Raw genomic sequence first — 21619 nt, 5'->3', positions numbered from 1 at the left:
TTTTTTTTTAAATAAAATAACCCAAACATTTCCAATAAAATATTGTAACAAAAAATCCTATTTCAAGACATTATTGGAAAAATAAGAAGCGTATAAAAGTTTCTTGCTGGATAGCAGCGGCTTTCAGATTATAATACCCCTCCCCTCACAACGGTTGCAACTTTTCTTACATATCGCAATGATGTCATGTAAACGGCTAAAGATTAGAGTACATATTCTATAATCACCATTGCATAAATATCTTACACGCTTTATGCTTTTCCATGGGAGCAAAAGGAAGATGTCCATGTCATCTAAACTGACGCGTAACCAAACATTGGTTTTAAATACTTTAAAAAATGCAAAAGGGCCTTTAAGTGCTTATGCGATTCTCAATCACTTACGCGAAGAAGGTTTTCGCGCACCTCTCCAAGTTTATCGTGCGTTAGAAAAACTCGTACAGTTAAAGTGTATTCATCGTCTTGAAAGTGTAAATGCCTTTATGGTCTGTTTACACCCTGAAAACTGTCAACATGAACTTACAACGTTTATAATTTGCGAAAACTGTGGCACAGTCAACGAAATACAAAATCAAACGATTGTATCAAGTTTAAAACAGATGGTTCAAGCGGTTGACTTCCAAGCACACAAAAGCACCCTAGAAGTACGAGGTCTTTGTAAAAAATGCGCAATAAAATAAGACATCTAACTTGAAAATAAGATCTCTAACTTGCAAGTTTATATATTTAGTATTATGTAGCAGGGATCGCCTTATTGTTGGAAAAGCTCTTATCGTCCGTGCATATATCACCCTACCCTAGAGTGAGAGGCTTATTATACTCGTTAGAACATAAATATTGAAAGTATAAAATCATGTCCGTATCTGAGACCATTTTTTCAACAAAAAATCTCGATAAGATGAAACGAAAAAAAGTAATCAAAGCTCTTCTTATCGTCTTTGCGCTTTTTGTACTTTGGTTTAGCTATAAGTGGACGACGCAATGGTGTTATATGCTGTCCACTGAAGATGCCTAAACTGTGGCACAGTCAACGAAATACAAAATCAAACGATTGTATCAAGTTTAAAACAGATGGTTCAAGCGGTTGGCTTCCAAGCACACAAAAGCACCCTAGAAGTACGAGGTCTTTGTAAAAAATGCGCAATAAAATAAGACATCTAACTTGAAAATAAGATCTCTAACTTGCAAGTTTATATATTTAGTATTATGTAGCAGGGATCGCCTTATTGTTGGAAAAGCTCTTATCGTCCGTGCATATATCACCCTACCCTAGAGTGAGAGGCTTATTATACTCGTTAGAACATAAATATTGAAAGTATAAAATCATGTCCGTATCTGAGACCATTTTTTCAACAAAAAATCTCGATAAAACGAAACGAAAAAAAGTAATCAAGGCTCTTCTTATCGTCTTTGCGCTTTTTGTACTTTGGTTTAGCTATAAGTGGACGACGCAATGGCGTTATATGCTGTCCACTGAAGATGCCTATGTGCAAGGAGATATAGCCGCTATTGCGACTAAATTAAATGGGTATATTGAAAAAATTGCCATTAAAGCCAACCAAGTTGTAAAAAAGGACGATGTTTTATTTTACCTAGACAATGGTGATTATAAAATAGCCTTGGATCAAACAGAAGCGCATCTTAACACACAGAAAAAAACACTTCTACGCATTGATGCGCAAATCACAGCCGCTCGTAGTTCTTTAGATGATGCAAAAGCACAAAAAGCAGCCGCTTCAGCCATAGCAACCAATGCACAACTCACCTTAAAACGTGTAACAGAACTGAAAGCCAATCGTTATGCTCCTCAATCCAATGTTGATGATGCCAAATCCGCTTATGAACAAGCCATTGCGAATGTTAACAGAGCGGATGCAAAAATGGCTTCAGCACGTGCAAATATCCGAGTGCTAGAAGCACAACGAAGTGAAACAGAAAGCGAAACAAAGAGTTTAGAGCTCTCGCGTAAAAAAGCACAACGTGATCTTGATTCGACCATTATACGAGCGCCATTTGATGGAGTTATAGGAAATTTAACAGCAAAAACGGGAGATTTTGTTGTAAATGGCCAACGTCTTGCGGCGTTAGTCCCCATACATGCACTTTATATTGAAGCAAACTATAAAGAAACACAGCTACAAGACATTCATACCGGACAAAAAGCTTATATTTCTGTTGATGCCTTCGAAGATGATGTTTTTACAGGAACAGTGCTTTCTATTTCGCCCGCAACAGGCGCTGTTTTTTCTCTTCTGCCTCCACAAAATGCTACCGGTAACTTTACAAAGATTGTCCAGCGCATTCCCGTACGTATTTCTATTCCAGAAGAAGTCTTAAAAACCGGACATATCCGAGCAGGAATGAGTGTTTCAGTGAAAATTGATACACGTACAAAGCCACAAGATAAAAGTCTCTTATAAAAAAAGTAGAAGATCTTACTATGACATCTTCCATACCAGAGCTCATACAGTCTCAAGAACGCATAGGAATGCGCAAAATTGTAGTTTTTATTGCTATGTCTTTTGGCATGTTTATGGCAATCTTAGATATCCAAATCGTTTCCTCTTCTTTAGCTGAAATTCAAGCGGGTCTTACAGCAAGCTCTGAAGAAATTTCATGGGTTCAAACCTCCTATCTCATCGCTGAAGTCATCATGTTGCCGCTTTCTGGATTTTTAGGAAGATTGCTTTCAACACGTGTTTTCTTCACCATATCAGCGATCGGGTTTACGATTACTTCTGTTCTTTGTGCAACAGCAACATCTATTGGAGAGATGATTTTGTATCGCGCACTACAAGGTTTTATTGGTGGAGGAATTATCCCAAGCGTTTTTGTCGCCTCTTATGTTCTTTTTCCTCCTTCCAAACGCCCAATTGTTACCCCTATTGTTGGACTAGTAGCAACATTGGCCCCCACCATTGGTCCAACCGTGGGAGGCTATATTTGTCATCTCTCATCATGGCATTGGCTCTTTCTCATCAATGTACCCTCCGGGATTATCATCTCAATTCTCGCTTGGAAATTAATTGATTTTGATAAAGCTGATCCCTCTTTAATGAAGAAGTTTGATTGGTTAGGATTCATTTCTATGGCTACTTTCTTGGGAACTTTAGAGTATATTCTAGAAGAAGGAGCACGTCATGATTGGCTGAGTGATACGCTGATTCGGGATTTGTTCATTACCATGATTCTTGCTGCAGCCTTATTCTTCTGGCGTGCTTTTACAGTAAAAGAACCCATTGTAGATCTCTCTACTTTTTCTAATTTTAATTTTTCAGCTGCATCCATTTTTTCCTTTTCATTGGGAATAGGCCTTTATGGACTCACGTACCTTTATCCTGTCTATTTAAGCCAAATCCGCCACTTTGATGCCCTCATGATTGGAGAAACATTGTTTCTTTCAGGATTCGTCATGTTATTAACTGCCCCGCTTGCTGGATTTCTTTCAGCACGAATGGATGCACGTTTAATGATGGCAATAGGACTTTTTGGTTTTGCAATAGGTATTTGGATGGCGAGCTCTATCACAGATAACTGGGATTTTTGGCAGCTTTTTTGGCCGCAAGTTTTCCGTGGTGCTTCTGTAATGTTATGTATGGTTCCTATTAATAATATTGCCTTGGGAACACTCCCACCAGAACGGATGCAAAATGCTTCTGGACTCTTTAATCTCACCCGGAATCTAGGTGGGGCTGTAGGGCTTGCCATTATCAACACTCTCATAACAAAACGCACAGACTTCCATCATGAACGAATAGCCGAAACTCTTAACTACGCAAACAGACAAGCAACTGAAATGCTTTCAAATCTTACTGTATTATTCAAAACAGAAACCTTTGATTCCTATACTCTGGCTCTTTCTCAATTGTTTGGTATGGTACGCATACAAGCAACCATTATGGCTATTAGTGATATTTTCTTTATCATAACCATCATTTTTGGTGTTTTGACATTTATGACCATGTTTCTCAAAAAAATACCACCTCTCATGGATTCACCACCAAATCACTAAGCTTAATTAAAATTGAGAAATATTTTTTATCCTTATCACTTTGCTCGTTTCCTATGCACTTTATCTTGTCTCAAGAGACAGTATAAATAAACATATGATTCTAAATGATTCTTCTGATAAAAATTCTTTTAATGCGGGCTCTTTCCGCACTTAAAAACAACTTCTCGCATACAAAAATTGTTCTAGATGATAATAAACAAAGAGCTTATCTAAAGTGCTCCACACCATAAAGATAAAGCAGCCATTTCTATAAGATTTTTGATTTATCACCATAGGGTAAAAACATTAAATCTCTCATCTATCTACCCCCTTTTTACGCTACTATCCTCATAAAAACTATTTTGTTAAGATTCTGTGCCTTCACTCTTTTGATTCTTACAAGAATATTCATAAAAGATTTATGATTCTTGTGATTTTTATTCACGCACATATTTCTCTTATAATGTGTAGGATAACGTTTTTTTGATTCTGAATGCAAAATTTTACATGAGAAAATCATTTTATATTTGATACTCTCATGCCAATTGCAAAACGATTTACCTTTATAGCAAAAAAGTAATGATATATTTTTTTCAAAAAAGCTGCTTTTAAACATGTAATTTTATTTTTTTACACTCTTTAAAAAAAGCTGATACTTACAATTTTGATTCTACTGCTACATATTTTTCTTTCTTAAGCCCCTTCTCTTTCAACAAGAGCTGAAATTGTATAAATTTTCTCAAAATATCTCTCTATTGAATCAATCAAAACCATTCCCTTGCACATAAAAAGCAAAGAAATAAAAACTGTTTAAGAAAAAAGTAAAATATCCAACCATTTTGATGCAAGATCGACCAACGATATTGAAAACTGGAAAACTGTATGATGATAGCGACTTTAAAAGAACACAAGACAACTCAAAAATCCGGTTCCTTCAGTATTATAAAATAAGACACTATTTCAAAAAATGAGCTTAAAATATATTCTTACTCACTTAACTGAAATTATCAAAAATAAGAAACCAGCCCCATAAAGAAAAAGCCATATAATAAAATCGCAATACAACTCCCCAAAACTTTGTACCGCTAAATACCTTGGCACTGTCAAAACGGTATGCTCTTCTCAATGGCAGCTGCTGAAAAACGAAATAAACACTATCTTCAAGCGACTTTATGATGCTGAAAACGATTTGAAACTTCTCGTTCTCCACTAGGAACCAAAGTGCCATAACACCCAGAAAGATAATGTGGTATCAGTTCCAACGCTTGAAAGCGATGTTTTTCGTAAGGACCAGGCATTGCCAAATTTTCTGTTAAACTATTTGAAAAGCCAAAACGTTGATAAAATTCAAAATCCCCTACCAGCAAAATGGCGCCATATCCCAATTTTTTTGCTGTTTCAATTGCATGTCGGACTAAAATTGATCCTATTCCCATACCAGCACATTCAGACGCAACAGCCAAGGGGCCTAAAAGTAAAGCATGTTGTGTTTCATTTTTTTCTTTAGAAAAAGAAACATGCCAAAGACGGACACTTCCCACAAGCTCTCCAAGCACATTTTTAACCACAAAAGAGAGCCCTTGAGCAGCCAAACGACCACGACGTAAAACCTCTGATGATTTACGTTTACGTCCATACCCCATCATTGAATCAAGCAAATTTTCTCGATAAGGCTTATCGGCTTCTTGCTCCAATAAAAGTGTAAAACATGCCCCATCTTTTGTTTGAAAATTAATCATGTTCATCTCTATAACCGCCCTCTTACAGCGCCATGACGAGCATAGCAAAAAATCTAAAAAACTATAGTTAAAAGGAAATGTCAGATCACATATGATCGTAAAGGCTCAAAACCATTAAAAGCAACCGATGCGTAAGTTGTTGTGTAAGCACCCGTTCCATGAATCAATATTTCATCTCCTATCGTTAGGGATAGAGGAAGCGGATAAGGTGTTTTTTCATAGAGAACATCTGCCGAATCGCATGTCGGTCCAGCCAAAATACAAGGCTCCATCACCTTATCATCATGAGGTGTCTCAATAGGATAACGAATGGCTTCATCCATAGTCTCAGCAAGACCATTAAATTTCCCAATATCAAGATAAACCCATCGTACATTATCGTTATCAGCTTTTTTAGATATTAGAACAACTTCTGTACGAATAACACCAGCATTGCCAACCATCGCACGTCCTGGCTCAATAATCGTCTCAGGGATACGATTACCAAAATGCTTTTTCAATGAATCAAAAACTGCTGTACCATAAGCTTGTTCTGTAGGGACATCTTTCAAATAACGCGTTGGAAAACCGCCCCCCATATTCACCAACCTTAGTGAAATGCCTTCTTGTTCCAAACGCTTAAAAACTGTAGAAGCATCCGATAAAGCACGATCCCACGCACTCAAATCAACCTGCTGAGATCCAACATGAAAAGAAACACCATAGGCTTGCAAACCCAATTGGTGTGCCCGTCTTAGAACATCAACCGCCATATCTGGAACACAACCAAATTTGCGTGACAATGGCCACTCTGCACCTTTGCCATCGGTAAGAACACGGCAAAAAACACGTGCTCCTGGAGCAACACGCGCAATTTTTTCCACTTCTTCAACACAATCAACAGCATAAAGTGAAACTCCCAATGCATATGCTCGTGCAATATCACGCTCTTTTTTAATCGTATTTCCAAAAGAAATACGCTCTGACGTTGCTCCTGCTTTTAAAGCCATTTCAATTTCTGCAACAGAAGCCGCATCAAAAGAAGATCCTAAAGAACTTAGCAAACGCAAGATTTCAGGAGCTGGATTTGCCTTTATTGCGTAAAAAATACGAGACTGCGGCAGAGCTTTTTCAAAATTTAAATAGTTATCACGAACAACATCAAGGTCAACAATTAAGCATGGACCTTCAGAACGATGTGTTGCAAGAAAATCGCGAATACGTTGCGTTGCCATCTGCAATTCTCCTTGAGGGAACGCTCCCCCACTCTATGCTTAGACAGCCAAAGCTGCCAAAAGCTAAAGGACAAAAAACACACAACAACCATCCCCATTCTGATTACAAAAAACCAGAAATTAGCATTGCATGCTGCGAAAGAACAGCGCGAAACCGCGTTATTCTATTTTATATGCCTTTTTGATTGGAGTTGAGAAAACCACTTCCGCACTGAAGGCAATGAGGTGTGCCTCTATAGTTATCCCAGCATTTAAAAGCTGGAAGACACCAGAAAGGCCCGCACCGTCGTTGCTTCAAGATGTCCTCATTCTTGCAATTGGCTGTAAGAATGACTGGAGCGGTTAGTTCCAGGTACCGTACCGGTTAATCTCACCATTTGAGAACCAGCGGACACCCACAGGCACGTGCGACTTTGGGCAAGGCATCCTATAAAACGAATTCTTTCTCATTTCAATCATTTTTTTAATTTTAAACATTTTTTAATTCTTAAAGATAAAATGATGCGAAAAAACAACACTCTCCCCCACCAAACAAGGTCATTCATCCACTTTCATGGGATCACTCCCCTCATGTAAAACAGAATACCCCAAACGGAATATAGTTGGGTTGTATCTTCACGTACTTTCTTTAAAGAAACATTTCTTAAAGTGCTCGAGCCAACTTCACACCAGCGCCCATAAATGATAGAATAGTACCCCCAATAAAATAATATAAAATCTATTGAACCCACTATTTTTAGGCTTCATAAAAGAGCAAGCTGATCATCATCACACACTAAGCCCCCAATGTTGTGACAGCCCTTGACATTTGAGACGATTAATAAGAGGCACGTCCTTCTTGTATTGTTTTACTCCACGTGACTTTCCCCGCTTGTAACGTGGAAGAGATATGGTTTTTATTGATTCAACCATAGAAACAGGCTTGGAATGAGAGAATCCTGACGATATTTAGATCTCTTATTCAAGATGTAAATAGCCAATTATTATAAATCAATGTGCTAAATTGTTCGTAAATGACTTTTCTATTTTAAAATGAAAAGTATTTGAAATACTCAATCCTATAAAGTCAAAGAAAGCAAACAATCTATAATGATTACTTATAAGTCAAATAATTTAACATAAACAAAAAGACCGAATAATATCCGGTCTTATAAAATATTTTTCTACTAATATTAAAAAACTCTTCTCTCTTAAATTTAAGAGAAAAACGCTACAATTTAAAGCCCTACACTGCGATATCCTTATGTCCCTTGATGAGAATCAATTGCACGCAACTTCAACAATTGAAACTGCCTATGGCGCTCACGAAAGCGCTCTCTATCGGCTTCACTACGCGTGTTATAACAAGCATCACAGGAAACACCTTCCTCATAATGAGGCGATAGTTTGCTTTCAGCATTAAGAGGAGAACGACACGCGCGACATAATTCGCGTCCACATTCTTCAAGACCATGATGAACAGAAACACGCTCATCAAAAACAAAACACTCACCCCACCATAAACTTTTCTCTTTTGGAATTTTTTCTAAATATTTGAGAATACCTCCTTTTAGATGGTAGACTTGCTCATAACCAAGATCACGAACATAAGCTGTTGATTTTTCACACCGAATACCACCTGTACAAAACATGGCAATTTTCTTTTTTTTCTTTAACTCAGCCTCATGTTTACGCACCCATTCAGGAAATTCGCGAAATGTTTTAATCTGCGGATCAATCGCTCCTTGAAAACTCCCTATTGCATATTCATAATCATTACGCGTATCGATCAAAATTGTCTCTTCATCTTGAATAAGAGCATTCCAATCTTCAGGATCCACATACGTACCAACAACTTTTAGCGGATCAACCCCTTCAACCCCCATTGTCACAATCTCTTTTTTCAACCGCACTTTCATGCGATGAAAAGGCATTTTTGATGCCCATGAATATTTAATCTCCGGCGTTTGAAACGCTGGCTCAGCCATAATAAAGTTCACCAATGCCTCAATTGCCGCACAAGAACCAGCAACTGTTCCATTAATTCCCTCTTGTGCTAAAAGCAGAGTGCCTTTGATATCCTTTGCTTGACATAATTCCTGCAAAGGTTTTTGTAATTGATGATAATGTTTCAAATCTGCAAAGCAATAAAGTGCAGCAACTTTAAAATTCTTTTCCATGTGTTTTGCCATAACGCGCGTTTCATTCAATTTCAAGATTTATTCATGTACTCTTTAACATATTGTGCTTAATCAAACGATACAAACAATATCATCTCCAAGAAGAAAAAATATCATGTGCCAAAAAAGAGAAAAGCTTTTATTATATCTCCAAGGACAAACTGTTATACCTGTTTTGCTCATTGACAATCTACAAAGTGCTGTACCCTTAACACGCGCTCTTGTCAAAGGTGGATTAAAAACAATTGAGATCACCTTGCGAACACCAAATGCCCTCAAAGCAATTCAGAAAATTACACAAGAAGTCCCTGAAGCAATTGTTGGAGCCGGCACAATTCTCCACACAACACATTACGAAAAAGCCGAACAAGCTGGAGCCAAGTTTATTGTAAGCCCCGGATTATCCAATGAACTAATCAATTGTGCAAAAAATAGTGAAATTCCCCTTCTTCCCGCTGCAATGACCCCAAGTGAACTCATGCAAGCATTAAACAAAGGCTATTCATATCTTAAATTTTTCCCTGCTGAAGCTGCTGGAGGTATTTCCTTCATTGAAGCTTTAGCATCTCCCTTCTCTGATATCCGGTTTTGCCCAACAGGCGGTATTACACAAAAAAGTGCAACACAATGGCTCCAACTGCCCAATGTCTTCTGCGTTGGTGGTTCTTGGATAGCGCCCCAACAACTCATTGCAATAAGTGATTGGGATTCGATTACTGCATTAGCATATACCGCATCACAACTTCCCTCTCCCTCGAAAAAAGCTCTTTCTACAATCTAATATAAAGTGCAAGAATATCAGCCCCTTCAACAAGACCAAAGCTTTCACACATCCTTGCGCAATCTTTTAACATTGCCATGGAACCACAAATCATCACCCGATCTTCATCAGGATGAATTTTAGGAAGGCCTGTTGTTTCAAAAAAGCTCCCACTCTCCATAACAGTCGTAATACGCCCCATATGCTCAGAAAGCTCACAAGTAGTCATAGGATAAAATTTCAACTGTTGTGCATATGCCCCAATGAATGAATCTTGTTGCAAAGAGAAAACAAGATCTTTTGCACAAATTAACTCATTCTTTTCGCGCGTTATTTAAATAAGAACAACTTCTGAAAATTTTTCATAAGTGTCAGAATCACGAATAAAGCTTGCAAAAGGAAAAACCCCGTACCGGTTTGAAAGAAGATAAAGCACCAATTTTCCCACCCATTACTCCACAAAAGCGCGCTCTACAACATAAGTAGCAGGAGCATTATTGGCCCCTTCAACAAGACCAAAGCTTTCACACATCCTTGCGCAATCTTTTAACATTGCCATGGAACCACAAATCATCACCCGATCTTCATCAGGATGAATTTTAGGAAGGCCAGTTGTTTCAAAAAAGTCCCCACTTTCCATAACAGTCGTAATACGCCCCATATGCTCAGAAGATTCACGAGTAGTCATAGGATAAAATCTCAACTGTTGTGCATACTCTCCAATGAGTGGATCTTGTTGCAAAGAGGAAACAAGATCTTTTGCATAAATTAACTCATTCTTTTCGCGCGTTGTTTGAATAAGGACAACTTCTGCAAACTTTTCATAAGTTTCAGGATCACGAATAAGGCTTGCAAAAGGAGCAATTCCCGTCCCAGTTGAAAGAAGATAAAGACGTTTTCCAGGAATAAGAGCATCAAGAACCAGCGTTCCTGTAGATTTTTTACGCATGAGAACTGTATCACCAATTTTAATTTTTTGGAGATGCTCGGTTAAAGGTCCCCCTGGAACTTTTATCGAAAAAAACTCAAGCTGTTCATCCCAAAAGGGGCTTGCAATCGAATAAGCGCGATAAATCGGCTTTTCTGCATTTGGCAAACCGATCATAACAAACTCACCCGAACGAAAACGAAAACTTTCCGGACGATTCAGACGGAATTTAAATAACCGATCTGTGTAGTGACAAACCTCTTGGACAGTAAGGGCGAACACATTCTCAGGAATCGGAAAATTTGCAACGCTGCTGATGCTTGACGGAACATTGGTAGCAGACGTATTCATACTCTTCCCTATATTTTATTGAACGTTAAATTTCGAATCCTTGACGTGATATAGTACTTGCACAACCATCTGCCAACAATTTTCTTAAAACAAAAGCCTCAAGGTTAACACTTTTATGTCAAAATTAAATAAATGAATCTAGCGCGCTCTATCAGCGATAAAATTGATTTCACTTAAAACCAATCAAAGACTAGAAAGTAAATATTGGATACCCAATCCATCTTGAAAATAAATAATATCCAAATCAACGGGTTTTCTAAGTCAACAGTTTTTAATGTATCAGAAAATGTTTACACACTGTTTTCCATTTAACAAAAATAATTTTAAGTGCATAAGACGACATCCAAAATTGCACAGATAAGTGATCTTTCCCCTCATGGTAAAAAACTTGTAATGCATTGATTTAACGTGGTTAATTTAATCATTTTATCTTCTCTGAATAAGCAGCCAGTGCAATATTTAATCAAAACAATCGCACCAGCAACAACAGCCTAATATTGCACTCTTCAAAATGATACAATACAATAAACTATGTTTATTTTTTATATGCCTAAACTAGGGAAAATAAGTAAAAAGTTTATGTTTTACAAATTATTAGAAGATACCATGTTGATAACAACACAAATAAAACTAAAGTATCTCTTATATCCAAAGTAGCATTTTACATAAAAAACGACTTTAATGGCAGTATAGGATTCTTATGATTTTGACCATAGAAAATAGTGCCTTTCCCTATATCGTAAAGAACCTCAATGAAATAACCAAAAAACCCCGTATTTCACGAACACAGATAAGCTTTTAAAATGAAAAAATCCGTTAATGATGAAATAGATACATCACTCTATGCAGCTGTAGCAACCGTCGATGTCAGTGCCATTGTTGCCAATTATATCACTTTAGCCAAACGTGTAGCTCCAACGCAATGTTCAGCAGTTGTAAAGGCAAACGCCTATGGATTAGGAGCTCACAAAATTGCTCCTGCCCTTTATCAAGCTGGTTGTCGCACTTTTTTTGTCGCCCAAATCATAGAAGCACTCCAATTAAAAAGCATTTTACCATCAAATGTCACGATTTCCCTTCTGAATGGACTTCCACACTTAGCAGAAGAGTTTGTCGCACAATCTGGTATTGTTCCTGTTCTAAACTCTTGGAATGCCATTGAAAATTGGCAAAAAATTTGTCAAAAAAAAGATAAAAAATTTCCAGCAATTGTTCAAATCGATACCCATATGAACCGATTAGGACTTAATCAAAAAGAATTACAAAAACTCATCAAACACCCTACAATTTTCGAAAAAGCAGAAATAAAATATATTCTTAGTCACCTTTCTAACGGAGAAGATGATACCCACCCATCAAATTATGCCCAATTGACTGCTTTCAAAACGATCCTTGCACAACTGCCTGCTTGCAAAGTTTCCTTTGCCAATTCTGGAGGTATCTTTCTAGGATCAGATTTTTATTTTGATCTTGTTCGTCCAGGCATTGCACTTTACGGAGTTGATCCGCGAGGAAAACACCCGTCACCTCTGAAACCTGTTTTAAAACTTGAAGCCCAAGTCATTCAAAGCCGCGTTGTTGATATAGGAGCACCTATTGGTTATGGAGAAAGCTTTATAACCAACAGACCAAGCACTCTTGCAACCATTTCTATAGGCTACGCAGACGGCTGGCTCCGTGCTCTTTCGAATAAAGGAACAGTTTATTTCAACGGGCACAAACTTCCCATGGTTGGGCGGGTTTCTATGGATTCCATTATTGTAGATACGACCGATCTTGAACAAAAACCTCAAACAGGTGACTGGGTAGAACTCATTGGCCCCCATCAAACACTTGAAAAAGTATCTATAGATGCCGATACCCTTCCCAATGAAATTCTAACATCTCTTGGCTCCCGCTATAAATACATTTACACATAAAAACTCTTAAAAAAAATAAATTGATAAAAATCATCCTTTTAGAAAATTGAGGGGCTTTTACAAAAGATTTTACAACAATCAACCACATAGAATGGTCATAGACACCGTGCATTCACAGAAATCTCAAAACAGACAAGTTGATGGACTGTTTTATGGAAGTAGCTTTCACCCAAAATACAAAAACTTAGCCTTTCCCCATAAATTGACAAAAAAGCATCTACTACAAAGTTTTTAAAATTAACTGCCCAATTAAAATCATTCGCTTGCATACCACAAGCTGAACTATGTGTAGATAAAAATGATTTAAGAAAGGAATAATACCTCTTATGAACCATAGTGCCAAGGGCTATAAACATTAGGCGCTGGAAAAGTGTATGATAGTGCCCAGCTTACTCCGTTATGAAGCGTAAAGATTGGGGGGGATCAATGGATTTACCCTTACACCATTCACGAGCGCCGTCGCGAAATGGGATTGGGAGCGAAGTGTCTCTTTAAAACAAACACGTGAATTAACAACTCAAGTATATTCTTTTTGGAGCGTTCTGTTTTACATGAGGATCATTCCCCCACTAAAGAACACAATAAATATAAAGTATGGAGCAATGTGTAATCCCCATTATTAAAAAAATATTGCTTTAAATGCTTTTGAAAGCCGCAAAGCTGAATTAAGAGGAGATGACAAACTGAGGATTGATTTTCACCTTTACGGCTTTACATTTTCCCAAAATTAGATTGTCTTCCAGTTTCAAAGGTTACGTCAACAGAAATACACAATCCCCCCGCCCTCATCTGACAGACAAAAGCAGGAACGACTCATAAAGCTCTTTTTTTCTCAATCTCTAACTTAAAACATGTCGCTGCGTTAAGTTTGGATGTTGATTTACAGGTAACAGCGAAAGAACACGAGCTCTTAGAAAAACAGCGCCGTAAAGTCACAAACTGACTTGCAATGAAGTGGAAAGATGTGCCGGCTTTTATAAGACCCCTTGTAAAAAACAACCATAATACATTTGGCTTTGCGTTTGCTCATTCTGACAGGTGTTCTTACATATTTTTGCGTCATATTTATAAAAAGCAGATTAAAGAGAAATATTTAGACAATTCTTGACTCGAAAAGATGCAACAACAGAGTTTCGCGTGTCTTTATCATCAAAAACATTAAATTTGATTTTATTCTTTCTACAACCGGTCGTCGTCACCTTAGTGAGAAGTAGTATATCACAACACATGCAACAGACGTGCCCCTATCCTCATAGGTTTCACTCTCGTTTACATGAATTAGCTGGCTAGACCGATGCCGACTAGTCACTAAAACCATGTCATACGGTAGAAGACAAAGGAGAGCATGCCTATTGCCGACAAAACACAGCTTTTTTGTCGACTTTTTCGATTTTGCTCATGTTGTAAAAAAACAATGCAAAATTCTAGAAAATAGACAAATAACGCCATCATGATCAACAAGTAAAAAACCCACACAAAATGTGTGGGCTTTTTTTGTTTATGCAAATAAATAAATTAAATACATATTTGTTATTTAATAGGTATTTCCCAATGGCGGGCACGAACAAATGAGCATTCTGTCTCCCGCAACATTATCAATACGCGATACAGGAGGCCAATATTTATTGGCTGGATCAAGAGAACTGTTGGGAAAAGCAGCTTCTTGTCGCGAATAGGGTCGTGCCCAAGCATCATCTAAAGTATCTGCCACTGTATGAGGGGCATTCACCAATGGATTATTGTCTTTTGGCCAAACCCCATTCCCAACTTTTTTCGCTTCTTCAGCAATAGAGAGTAAAGCATCACAAAAACGATCAATCTCTGCTTTTGGTTCTGATTCCGTTGGCTCAATCATCAAAGTTCCCGGAACAGGGAACGACATCGTGGGCGCATGAAATCCATAATCAATGAGACGTTTTGCAATATCATCAACACTCACCCCATACTGCTCTTTCAACACGCGTGTATCCACAATACATTCGTGCGCAACACGTCCATGCTTGCCCCGATAAAGAATGGAATAAGCGGCTGAAAGACGTGCCGCAATATAATTGGCATTTAAAATGGCTATTTGTGTTGCATATTTTAAGCCATCAGCCCCCATCATTCGAATATACATCCATGTAATTGCAAGAATAGATGCACTTCCATAAGGAGCAGCAGAAACCGCATGTGTTGTCCCATCCTGTTCATAACCTGGTAAGAATGGTTTGAGATGCGCTGCAACTCCAATTGGTCCCATACCAGGACCACCACCACCATGAGGAATAGCAAATGTTTTATGAAGATTCATATGACAAACATCAGCGCCAATATCCGCAGGACGAGCAAGACCCACAAGGGCATTGAGATTAGCACCATCAAAATAAACTTGTCCGCCATTTTCATGAATAATAGAACAAATTTCCTTAATGCTTTCCTCGTAAACACCATGGGTTGAAGGATAAGTAATCATAAGAGCAGCCAATTTATCTTTATGCAATTGCGCTTTCATTTTGAGATCGTCTACATCAACATCACCATCGCTTAAACATTTTACCACAACGACTTCCATCCCTGCCATATGGGCCGAAGCTGGATTGGTACCATGCGCAGATGCAGGAATAAGACAAACTGTACGTTGATGTTCTCCCCGTGATTGGTAATATCGTCGGATAGCCAAAAGCCCAGCATATTCACCTTGAGCACCAGAATTTGGCTGAAAAGAAACTTGCGCAAATCCTGTAATTTCGCACAACCACGCATTTAACTGGTTAATCATCTCCAAATATCCCGCTGCATCCTCTTGTGAAACAAAGGGGTGTATATTGGCTATGCTCGCCCAACTTACAGGCATTAGTTCAGCCGCGGCATTAAGCTTCATTGTACAAGAACCAAGAGGGATCATAGCACGGTCCAGCGCCAAATCCTTATCCGCCAAACGACGCAAAAAGCGCATCATATCTGTCTCTGAATGAACAGCATGAAAAAAAGGCTGAGAAAGAAAAGCAGCATCCCGTTTTTTTCCAAAAAGTCGTGGAGAAACCTGATCGCCTAATTGTGCCCCAAAAAGCTGCGCTAAAGCACCAGCATCTTCTTCTGTCGATAATTCATCAAAATTGATTGCAATAGTGTCATCATCGAGAACACGAATAAGGCGTCCACCTATTTTGGCTTGATGCGCAATCTCTCGCGCTTTTCCCTTAACAGAAATACTCACACAATCAAAAAAGCTTTTCCCTTCAACATGAACCCCTGCTGCTTCTAAACCAGCAACAAAACGACATGTTAAATGATGAATTCGCTGCGCAATTTCTTGTAAGCCTTTTGGCCCATGCCAAACAGCATAAGCGGTTGCCATATTAGCCAATAAAGCCTGCGCTGTACAAATATTTGACGTCGCTTTATCGCGCCGAATATGTTGTTCGCGTGTTTGCAAAGCTAAACGAAAACCAACACGCCCTCTCGTATCCACGGATTGACCAACAATACGCCCTGGAATAAGCCGCGTTAATGCATCACTCACGGCAAGGTAACCAGCATGTGGACCACCAAATCCCATTGGAACGCCATAACGCTGCATAGAGCCAACAACGATATCTGCCCCCCATTGAGCCGGTGGCTCCATAAGGGTAAGCGCTAAAGGATCAGCCACAACGATAACTAAAGCTCCCTTTTCCTTTGCCTCTTTTATGATCTCACTGTAATCATGAAAAGAGCCTTTTGTATCTGGCCAAGATAAAACAATTGCTGCTGTATCAGAAGCAATTTCGCCATTTTGGCTAATCTGAATCCCTTGTGTTTCAGCACGCGTTTGCACAACACTCAAAATCTGAGGATGTAAAAGACTCTGAAGAGAAATTTTTGTTTTTTTCTCACGGGAAAAGCGAAAAGCGAGAGCATTGGCCTCAGCTAAAGCAGTTGCTTCATCAAGAAGAGAAGCAGCAGCAACAGGCAAACCTGTTAGTTCACTAACCAATGTCTGAAAATAAAACAAAAGTTCTAAACGACCCTGGCTAATTTCTGCTTGATAAGGCGTATAAGCAGTATACCAAGCCGGATTTTCAAACAGATTTCGTAAAATAACCGGAGGCACATAAGTTCCATGATATCCTTGCCCAATAAAACTTTTGTGCACATGGTTACGCTCCATCATCTTGGAGAGTTCTTCCAAGGCTTGTCCTTCACTAGCGGCCTCTGGAAGATTCAATGAACGTCCCAAGTGGATAGAGTGTGGAACAGCTTGAGAAATGAGTGTATCAACACAATCAAGCTCTAAAACATCAAGCATTTTTTGTGTTTCATCAGGACGCAGCCCAATATGTCGAGAAGAAAAAGAACGCTCGATCATGCCACTCATCCAATCAAAGCCTTATAAGCATCTTTATCCAACAACCCCTCCAGTTGTGTCTCATCCTGCAATGTCATTTTCCATAACCAGCCTTCTGTTTCGGATTTCTGATTCACCAGTTCAGGATTATCAGCCAAGGCTTCATTTATTTCGACCACTTCACCATCAAGAGGAGCATAAACATCTGAAGCCGCCTTCACTGATTCCACAACAGCCGCCGCCTCTCCTTTGGAAAGTTTTGTTCCACTTTGTGGTAAATCAACAAAAACCAAATCCCCTAATTGCTCTTGCGCATAATGCGTAACCCCAACAGTCACCACTTGCCCTTCAACGCTAAGCCATTCATGGTCTTGTGTAAAATAAGTTTTAGACATAAAAAATCATCCTTTAAAATAACGTTGTTCAACAAAGGGAAGTGAATGAACTGATAGTACAATCTTTTTGCCTCGCAGTTCTGTAAAGACTTGTGTCCCTTCAACTTTAAAATCAACAGGAACATAACCCATCGCGACAGGACCATCAAAAGAAGGACCAAAACCACCTGATGTTACAACGCCAATCTCATTACCTTGATCATCAAGAAGCACCGCACCGGCACGAATAGGTTGACGCGTTTGCGGTTTTAATCCAACACGACAACGAGCAGGTCCTTTTTGCAGTGCTTCAAGAAAAGCTTTCGCACCATAAAATTGTGCTTTTTCTCGAACATTTTTAGGAACAGCCCATATTAGAGCCGCATCAATAGGTGTCGTATCAGGGGTAATATCATTTCCATGCAAACACAGCCCTGCTTCCAACCGCAAGCTATCGCGTGCTGCAAGTCCAATCCACTCAACACGAGAATCACTCAGCAATTTTTCAGCCAACATATGCGCATGCCCTATAGGCAAAGCAATTTCAAAACCATCCTCTCCCGTATAACCAGAACGCGTTATAAACCAATCCTGCTGTGGTTCGAATCCTTGCATAAAGAACAATTCATTCCCTGGTAAATCGGCATCAGCAAGAACAGCTGCCGCTTCAGGACCTTGAAGAGCAAGCAATACCCTTTCAAGGGCAATCACTTGACATTCAAAATCAACCGCACGCTTTTCCAATTCTACAAAATCAGCCTGTGCATTCCCAGCATTGGCGACCAACATAAAACGGCCCTCTTCCAAACGGGTAATGATAAGATCATCAAGAATACCAGCCTGCTCATTAAGCAAATAATTATACCGTGAATGCCCAATCTTTAAAGCTGCTGCATCAATGGGAAAAGCATAGGACAAAAATTCCACGGCTTGTGCCCCTTCAACCGCAATCAATTTCATATGAGAAATATCAAAAAGTCCTGCATGTGCACGCGTATGAAGATGTTCTTTCAAAACGCCAAGAGGATAAGTTAAAGGCATGTTCCAGCCCGCAAAAGCACCAAATTTTGCTCCTGCTTTTTCATGCAAATCATATAAAGGAAGTGTTTTTAAAAAAGATGTTTCTTGTGTTGTGCCCATAATAACTCCAAAGCTGCGCTAACGCCCACAGAATATGGCCGTCTCTGCCCCCTCTGTCATCAACCTGAGAGACTCGCGAAAAGATTTTTCGCTTACACCTTCGGCGCGGGTTCTCCCGACTTTCCAGATCTGCCTTCTTCCTTTTACGGTCCTTAAAGCCTGAGAGATTATGGGCTATTTCCCCTTCGGCGGCAATGCGAAAATTTGCAATCTGCACTCTCCCGCAAAAGAATGAAAGAAACAATAACGCTCTTTCCAGCATATTTTAACCTATAGCCTATCTTTATCACACTGTCATTAGTAAAGTGATGAAAATGTTCTCATTTTAAAACTTGCATAAGTTACTTCAAAAGATTTATAATAGTGTCCTTTTGAACCTTACAAAAATTGCAAGGAACACATTTTAGGAAATTTAAGACAAAAATCAAAAGCTATAAACAAAAATACCTCTTGAAAATCATGCAAAACGTCACACACTAAAAAGATCGCAAAGCAATATTCTTTCGCGCGCAGTTCAACCTTAAAGATAGGGTTTCATATTCTTTATTTAGAATTAAGGACTTCAAGTATTTTATAAGTATGATTTTAATGCACAAGAAGTGGTTTTTCTGCTTTACTCCATAGTGTCATAAATTGCGACTATCTACAGACTAAAACTACCGAACAAAGGTGACAAAATACTCATGAAAGCTGGTAATATCTCTTACAATTGCGAAAATGATCTTCCAAAGCAAATTGCTCTTTTTCCTTTAGAAGGTGCACTCTTACTACCCGGTGGTTTTTTATCACTCAACATTTTTGAACCAGAATCACTTGAAATGATTGAAAACGTTATGGTAACTGATCGTCTATTGGGCATTATTCAACCACTTTCATCGGATACAGACCGCTTCTCTACACAACTTTATAAAACAGGCTGTATAGGGCGCATTACAAACTATAGTGAAACAGGAAATGGACAACTGTTCATTATCTTACAAGGTGTTTGCCGCTTCACCTTAGAACAAGAATTGACAAACACAAAATCCTATCGAACAGCTCTCATCCAATCAAACATAAAAGACTTGCAAGAATTTGATATTGAAGAAAACATTAACCGAGAGAACTTACTCGACGTTGTAGAAAAATATCTAACCATACATGAAATGGAATATAATTGGAGCAGTATCATAGAAGCCCCTACACCTATATTGGTTAATGCTTTTTCAGCCCTTATCCCCTTTACACCAGCAGAAAAACAAGCTCTCCTTGAAGCTCCAGATATCGAAAGCCGTGCCCAAACTCTTCTTGCATTAACAGAGCGCTCACTCATGAAACAAACAAGAACAGATTACCGCTTAAACTAATGAATGTCCCAACATGAAAAAAATGACCACAGATCCCAAAATGCTCGAATTGCTCGTCTGCCCAATAACGAAAGGCACTCTCTCTTTCAACCGAAAAACACAAGAACTCATTTCTCTCAAAGCCAAACTTGCCTATCCTATTCGTGATGGCGTTCCCATTATGCTTGCCTCAGAAGCGCGCCCTTTGCAAAACAATGAAGAAATAACGCATAAAAAATAAAAAACCCTCATGCAATTTTCCTCTACAAGCCCACTGCTATCAATCCTCTATCAATATGATATCTCAATATCTACGATTTCTGAAAAAAGAGTTTTACAATAAAGATATTTATATCGCTTTACACCTTGTAACAAAAGCCAAAAATATCATCAGATTTATCTCATTCCAGCCTGTTCATACTGAAGCAATCAAAACCATTCGCTTGCACCACACAAGCATCTGAACAAAAACAATTAAAAAAGGGAATAAAAATGGCTCTTATGAACTTCTAAAAGCAAGAATTATAATAACATTTTGAACCAACTCAGGTAAATGAAATTTATTTATTAAATATAAAATTGTTATATTTCATGAACTTTACGTTATACCCTTCACGAGCAACATGTTTGAGATACCTCGATTTAAGATGAAGAAAAACGATAAGCTGTATCATCTTATGTATACCATATCGGGACAAGAATATTTATCTGTTTGTTTACTTTTCAAAGCGGGGAAACAGCCTAATTTTGGGGAGAAAACATAAAATCGTAAAGGAGAAAATCACCCCATTACCTTGCCATCACCCTTTAATTTCGCTTTACAATTTTTACAAGTATCTAAAGTATCTCAAGCAATATTTTTATGTATAATATACGCATTAATTACGTGAAAACTTGAAAAAACAAACAAGAAACACTGTTGTAATTTCAATTGACGATTGAAAGTAATTGCCTTATGAAGGAGGCTTGTGTTTTTGGTTGTATACGCGACAATCAAATAGGGTCTGGAAGCCCGAAAAACTCAAACTAGAAATAAAACCGCTTTTGCGGATATCCCGGAATTTCCGGGGGCTCTTGTTATGTCCAAGTGCTTTCAGCACTAAAAGCAAGGGGCTGTTTTGAGTCAGCACTTCCAGACCCCGGAAACACTTATTCCATAAAAACATAATAAATTCAGTGTGTTATATGCAATTATTTTATATGAATCCACTTAAGAATCCACACTTTTATGCATGATCCATTTGACCCTTTTTTATATAAGATTGCCATGTATAAATAGACCCTAAAAAGCTAAGCATGATGCAAATATTATAACGCATGTGTGCATTCAGACGAAATGAAAAGCCGATATCATTCATAACAGTTTATAAATTTTATGATACGTTTTTATCACAGCACAAATTACACTGTT

Annotated in this window: 14 protein-coding genes, 3 pseudogenes and 1 riboswitch; of the genes and pseudogenes, 9 read left to right on the top strand and 8 right to left on the bottom strand. The window is 38.4% G+C overall.

What is annotated here, in order from left to right:
• Positions 1 to 286 precede the first annotated feature (286 nt).
• The 5 genes and pseudogenes from ACFILA_RS08090 to ACFILA_RS08070 all read left to right on the top strand — a co-directional run bounded on the left by ACFILA_RS08090 (position 287) and on the right by ACFILA_RS08070 (position 4011).
• Complete coding sequence (locus ACFILA_RS08090; RefSeq protein ID WP_375612302.1) at positions 287 to 679, top strand: Fur family transcriptional regulator; 393 nt, start codon at positions 287 to 289, stop codon at positions 677 to 679.
• Between the two features lie 173 nt (positions 680 to 852).
• Positions 853 to 1011, top strand: a pseudogene (locus tag ACFILA_RS08085) (HlyD family secretion protein); the annotation flags it as partial.
• Positions 1008 to 1151 (top strand): annotated as a pseudogene (locus ACFILA_RS08080) (transcriptional repressor); the annotation flags it as partial. The pseudogenes ACFILA_RS08085 and ACFILA_RS08080, both read left to right, overlap by 4 nt.
• Positions 1152 to 1324: 173 nt before the next feature.
• Positions 1325 to 2419: an HlyD family secretion protein gene (locus ACFILA_RS08075; protein ID WP_375631506.1), complete on the top strand. Its 1095-nt coding sequence runs from the start codon at positions 1325 to 1327 to the stop codon at positions 2417 to 2419.
• A gap of 20 nt (positions 2420 to 2439) precedes the next feature.
• Positions 2440 to 4011: a DHA2 family efflux MFS transporter permease subunit gene (locus ACFILA_RS08070; RefSeq protein WP_375660961.1), complete on the top strand. Its 1572-nt coding sequence runs from the start codon at positions 2440 to 2442 to the stop codon at positions 4009 to 4011.
• A 1139-nt stretch (positions 4012 to 5150) separates the two neighbouring features.
• Here the strand turns inward: ACFILA_RS08070 and ACFILA_RS08065 are convergent.
• The 3 genes from ACFILA_RS08065 to ACFILA_RS08055 all read right to left on the bottom strand — a co-directional run bounded on the left by ACFILA_RS08065 (position 5151) and on the right by ACFILA_RS08055 (position 9102).
• Positions 5151 to 5735, bottom strand: coding sequence for a GNAT family N-acetyltransferase (locus tag ACFILA_RS08065; protein WP_273791458.1), 585 nt, complete (start codon positions 5733 to 5735; stop codon positions 5151 to 5153).
• A gap of 74 nt (positions 5736 to 5809) precedes the next feature.
• Positions 5810 to 6943, bottom strand: coding sequence for a type III PLP-dependent enzyme (locus ACFILA_RS08060; protein WP_273791459.1), 1134 nt, complete (start codon positions 6941 to 6943; stop codon positions 5810 to 5812).
• 1241 nt (positions 6944 to 8184) lie between these two features.
• Positions 8185 to 9102 (bottom strand): rhodanese-related sulfurtransferase, encoded by a 918-nt coding sequence (locus ACFILA_RS08055; RefSeq protein WP_375660963.1) that lies wholly within the window; start codon positions 9100 to 9102, stop codon positions 8185 to 8187.
• 115 nt (positions 9103 to 9217) lie between these two features.
• Here ACFILA_RS08055 and eda point away from each other — a divergent pair, with 115 nt between their 5' ends.
• Positions 9218 to 9883 carry a bifunctional 4-hydroxy-2-oxoglutarate aldolase/2-dehydro-3-deoxy-phosphogluconate aldolase gene (gene eda, locus ACFILA_RS08050; RefSeq protein WP_375660960.1) on the top strand — a complete coding sequence of 222 codons (666 nt, stop codon included), beginning with the start codon at positions 9218 to 9220 and terminating at the stop codon, positions 9881 to 9883.
• A 16-nt stretch (positions 9884 to 9899) separates the two neighbouring features.
• Here the strand turns inward: eda and ACFILA_RS08045 are convergent.
• Positions 9900 to 10295: pseudogene (locus tag ACFILA_RS08045) on the bottom strand (ferredoxin--NADP reductase); the annotation flags it as partial.
• Positions 10296 to 10313: 18 nt separating this feature from the next.
• On the bottom strand, positions 10314 to 11141 hold the full coding sequence (locus ACFILA_RS08040; RefSeq protein ID WP_273791462.1) for a ferredoxin--NADP reductase: 828 nt from the start codon (positions 11139 to 11141) through the stop codon (positions 10314 to 10316).
• 803 nt (positions 11142 to 11944) lie between these two features.
• On the opposite strand from ACFILA_RS08040, the gene alr reads away from it, so the two are divergent.
• Positions 11945 to 13060: an alanine racemase gene (gene alr / locus ACFILA_RS08035; protein WP_375660191.1), complete on the top strand. Its 1116-nt coding sequence runs from the start codon at positions 11945 to 11947 to the stop codon at positions 13058 to 13060.
• Positions 13061 to 14594: 1534 nt separating this feature from the next.
• Here the strand turns inward: alr and gcvP are convergent.
• Genes gcvP through gcvT form a run of 3 tightly spaced genes read right to left on the bottom strand, consistent with a single transcriptional unit; the run spans position 14595 to position 18883 of the window.
• Positions 14595 to 17390 (bottom strand): aminomethyl-transferring glycine dehydrogenase, encoded by a 2796-nt coding sequence (gcvP, locus tag ACFILA_RS08030; protein WP_375660962.1) that lies wholly within the window; start codon positions 17388 to 17390, stop codon positions 14595 to 14597.
• Between the two features lie 5 nt (positions 17391 to 17395).
• The gene (gcvH, locus tag ACFILA_RS08025) at positions 17396 to 17764 is read right to left on the bottom strand and encodes a glycine cleavage system protein GcvH (RefSeq protein WP_375631501.1); all 369 of its coding nucleotides are present in this window, start codon (positions 17762 to 17764) and stop codon (positions 17396 to 17398) included.
• 6 nt (positions 17765 to 17770) lie between these two features.
• On the bottom strand, positions 17771 to 18883 hold the full coding sequence (gene gcvT / locus ACFILA_RS08020; protein ID WP_375631499.1) for a glycine cleavage system aminomethyltransferase GcvT: 1113 nt from the start codon (positions 18881 to 18883) through the stop codon (positions 17771 to 17773).
• Between the two features lie 136 nt (positions 18884 to 19019).
• A riboswitch (glycine riboswitch) is annotated at positions 19020 to 19117 on the bottom strand.
• A 449-nt stretch (positions 19118 to 19566) separates the two neighbouring features.
• Between gcvT and ACFILA_RS08015 the strand changes: the two genes are divergently transcribed.
• The gene (locus ACFILA_RS08015; protein ID WP_273791465.1) at positions 19567 to 20229 is read left to right on the top strand and encodes an LON peptidase substrate-binding domain-containing protein; all 663 of its coding nucleotides are present in this window, start codon (positions 19567 to 19569) and stop codon (positions 20227 to 20229) included.
• Between the two features lie 13 nt (positions 20230 to 20242).
• On the top strand, positions 20243 to 20449 hold the full coding sequence (locus ACFILA_RS08010) for a Trm112 family protein (RefSeq protein WP_375631497.1): 207 nt from the start codon (positions 20243 to 20245) through the stop codon (positions 20447 to 20449).
• Positions 20450 to 21619 lie beyond the last annotated feature (1170 nt).

The organism is Bartonella sp. CL71SXKL (assembly GCF_042194935.1).
Taxonomy (GTDB): Bacteria; Pseudomonadota; Alphaproteobacteria; order Rhizobiales; family Rhizobiaceae; genus Bartonella.
The sequence above is the reverse complement of the archived record's forward strand: the minus strand, read 5'-3'. Positions and strand labels throughout refer to the sequence as shown.

Bases quoted from the DNA above. Each gene is read 5' to 3' on its own strand.
- ACFILA_RS08070 (WP_375660961.1), top strand. From the start codon at position 2,440: ATGACATCTTCCATACCAGAGCTCATACAGTCTCAAGAACGCATAGGA.
- ACFILA_RS08055 (WP_375660963.1), bottom strand. From the start codon at position 9,102: ATGGAAAAGAATTTTAAAGTTGCTGCACTTTATTGCTTTGCAGATTTG.
- ACFILA_RS08060 (WP_273791459.1), bottom strand. From the start codon at position 6,943: ATGGCAACGCAACGTATTCGCGATTTTCTTGCAACACATCGTTCTGAA.
- ACFILA_RS08010 (WP_375631497.1), top strand. From the start codon at position 20,243: ATGAAAAAAATGACCACAGATCCCAAAATGCTCGAATTGCTCGTCTGC.
- alr (WP_375660191.1), top strand. From the start codon at position 11,945: ATGAAAAAATCCGTTAATGATGAAATAGATACATCACTCTATGCAGCT.
- ACFILA_RS08090 (WP_375612302.1), top strand. From the start codon at position 287: ATGTCATCTAAACTGACGCGTAACCAAACATTGGTTTTAAATACTTTA.
- gcvT (WP_375631499.1), bottom strand. From the start codon at position 18,883: ATGGGCACAACACAAGAAACATCTTTTTTAAAAACACTTCCTTTATAT.
- gcvH (WP_375631501.1), bottom strand. From the start codon at position 17,764: ATGTCTAAAACTTATTTTACACAAGACCATGAATGGCTTAGCGTTGAA.
- eda (WP_375660960.1), top strand. From the start codon at position 9,218: ATGTGCCAAAAAAGAGAAAAGCTTTTATTATATCTCCAAGGACAAACT.
- ACFILA_RS08040 (WP_273791462.1), bottom strand. From the start codon at position 11,141: ATGAATACGTCTGCTACCAATGTTCCGTCAAGCATCAGCAGCGTTGCA.
- ACFILA_RS08065 (WP_273791458.1), bottom strand. From the start codon at position 5,735: ATGAACATGATTAATTTTCAAACAAAAGATGGGGCATGTTTTACACTT.
- ACFILA_RS08015 (WP_273791465.1), top strand. From the start codon at position 19,567: ATGAAAGCTGGTAATATCTCTTACAATTGCGAAAATGATCTTCCAAAG.
- ACFILA_RS08075 (WP_375631506.1), top strand. From the start codon at position 1,325: ATGTCCGTATCTGAGACCATTTTTTCAACAAAAAATCTCGATAAAACG.
- gcvP (WP_375660962.1), bottom strand. From the start codon at position 17,390: ATGATCGAGCGTTCTTTTTCTTCTCGACATATTGGGCTGCGTCCTGAT.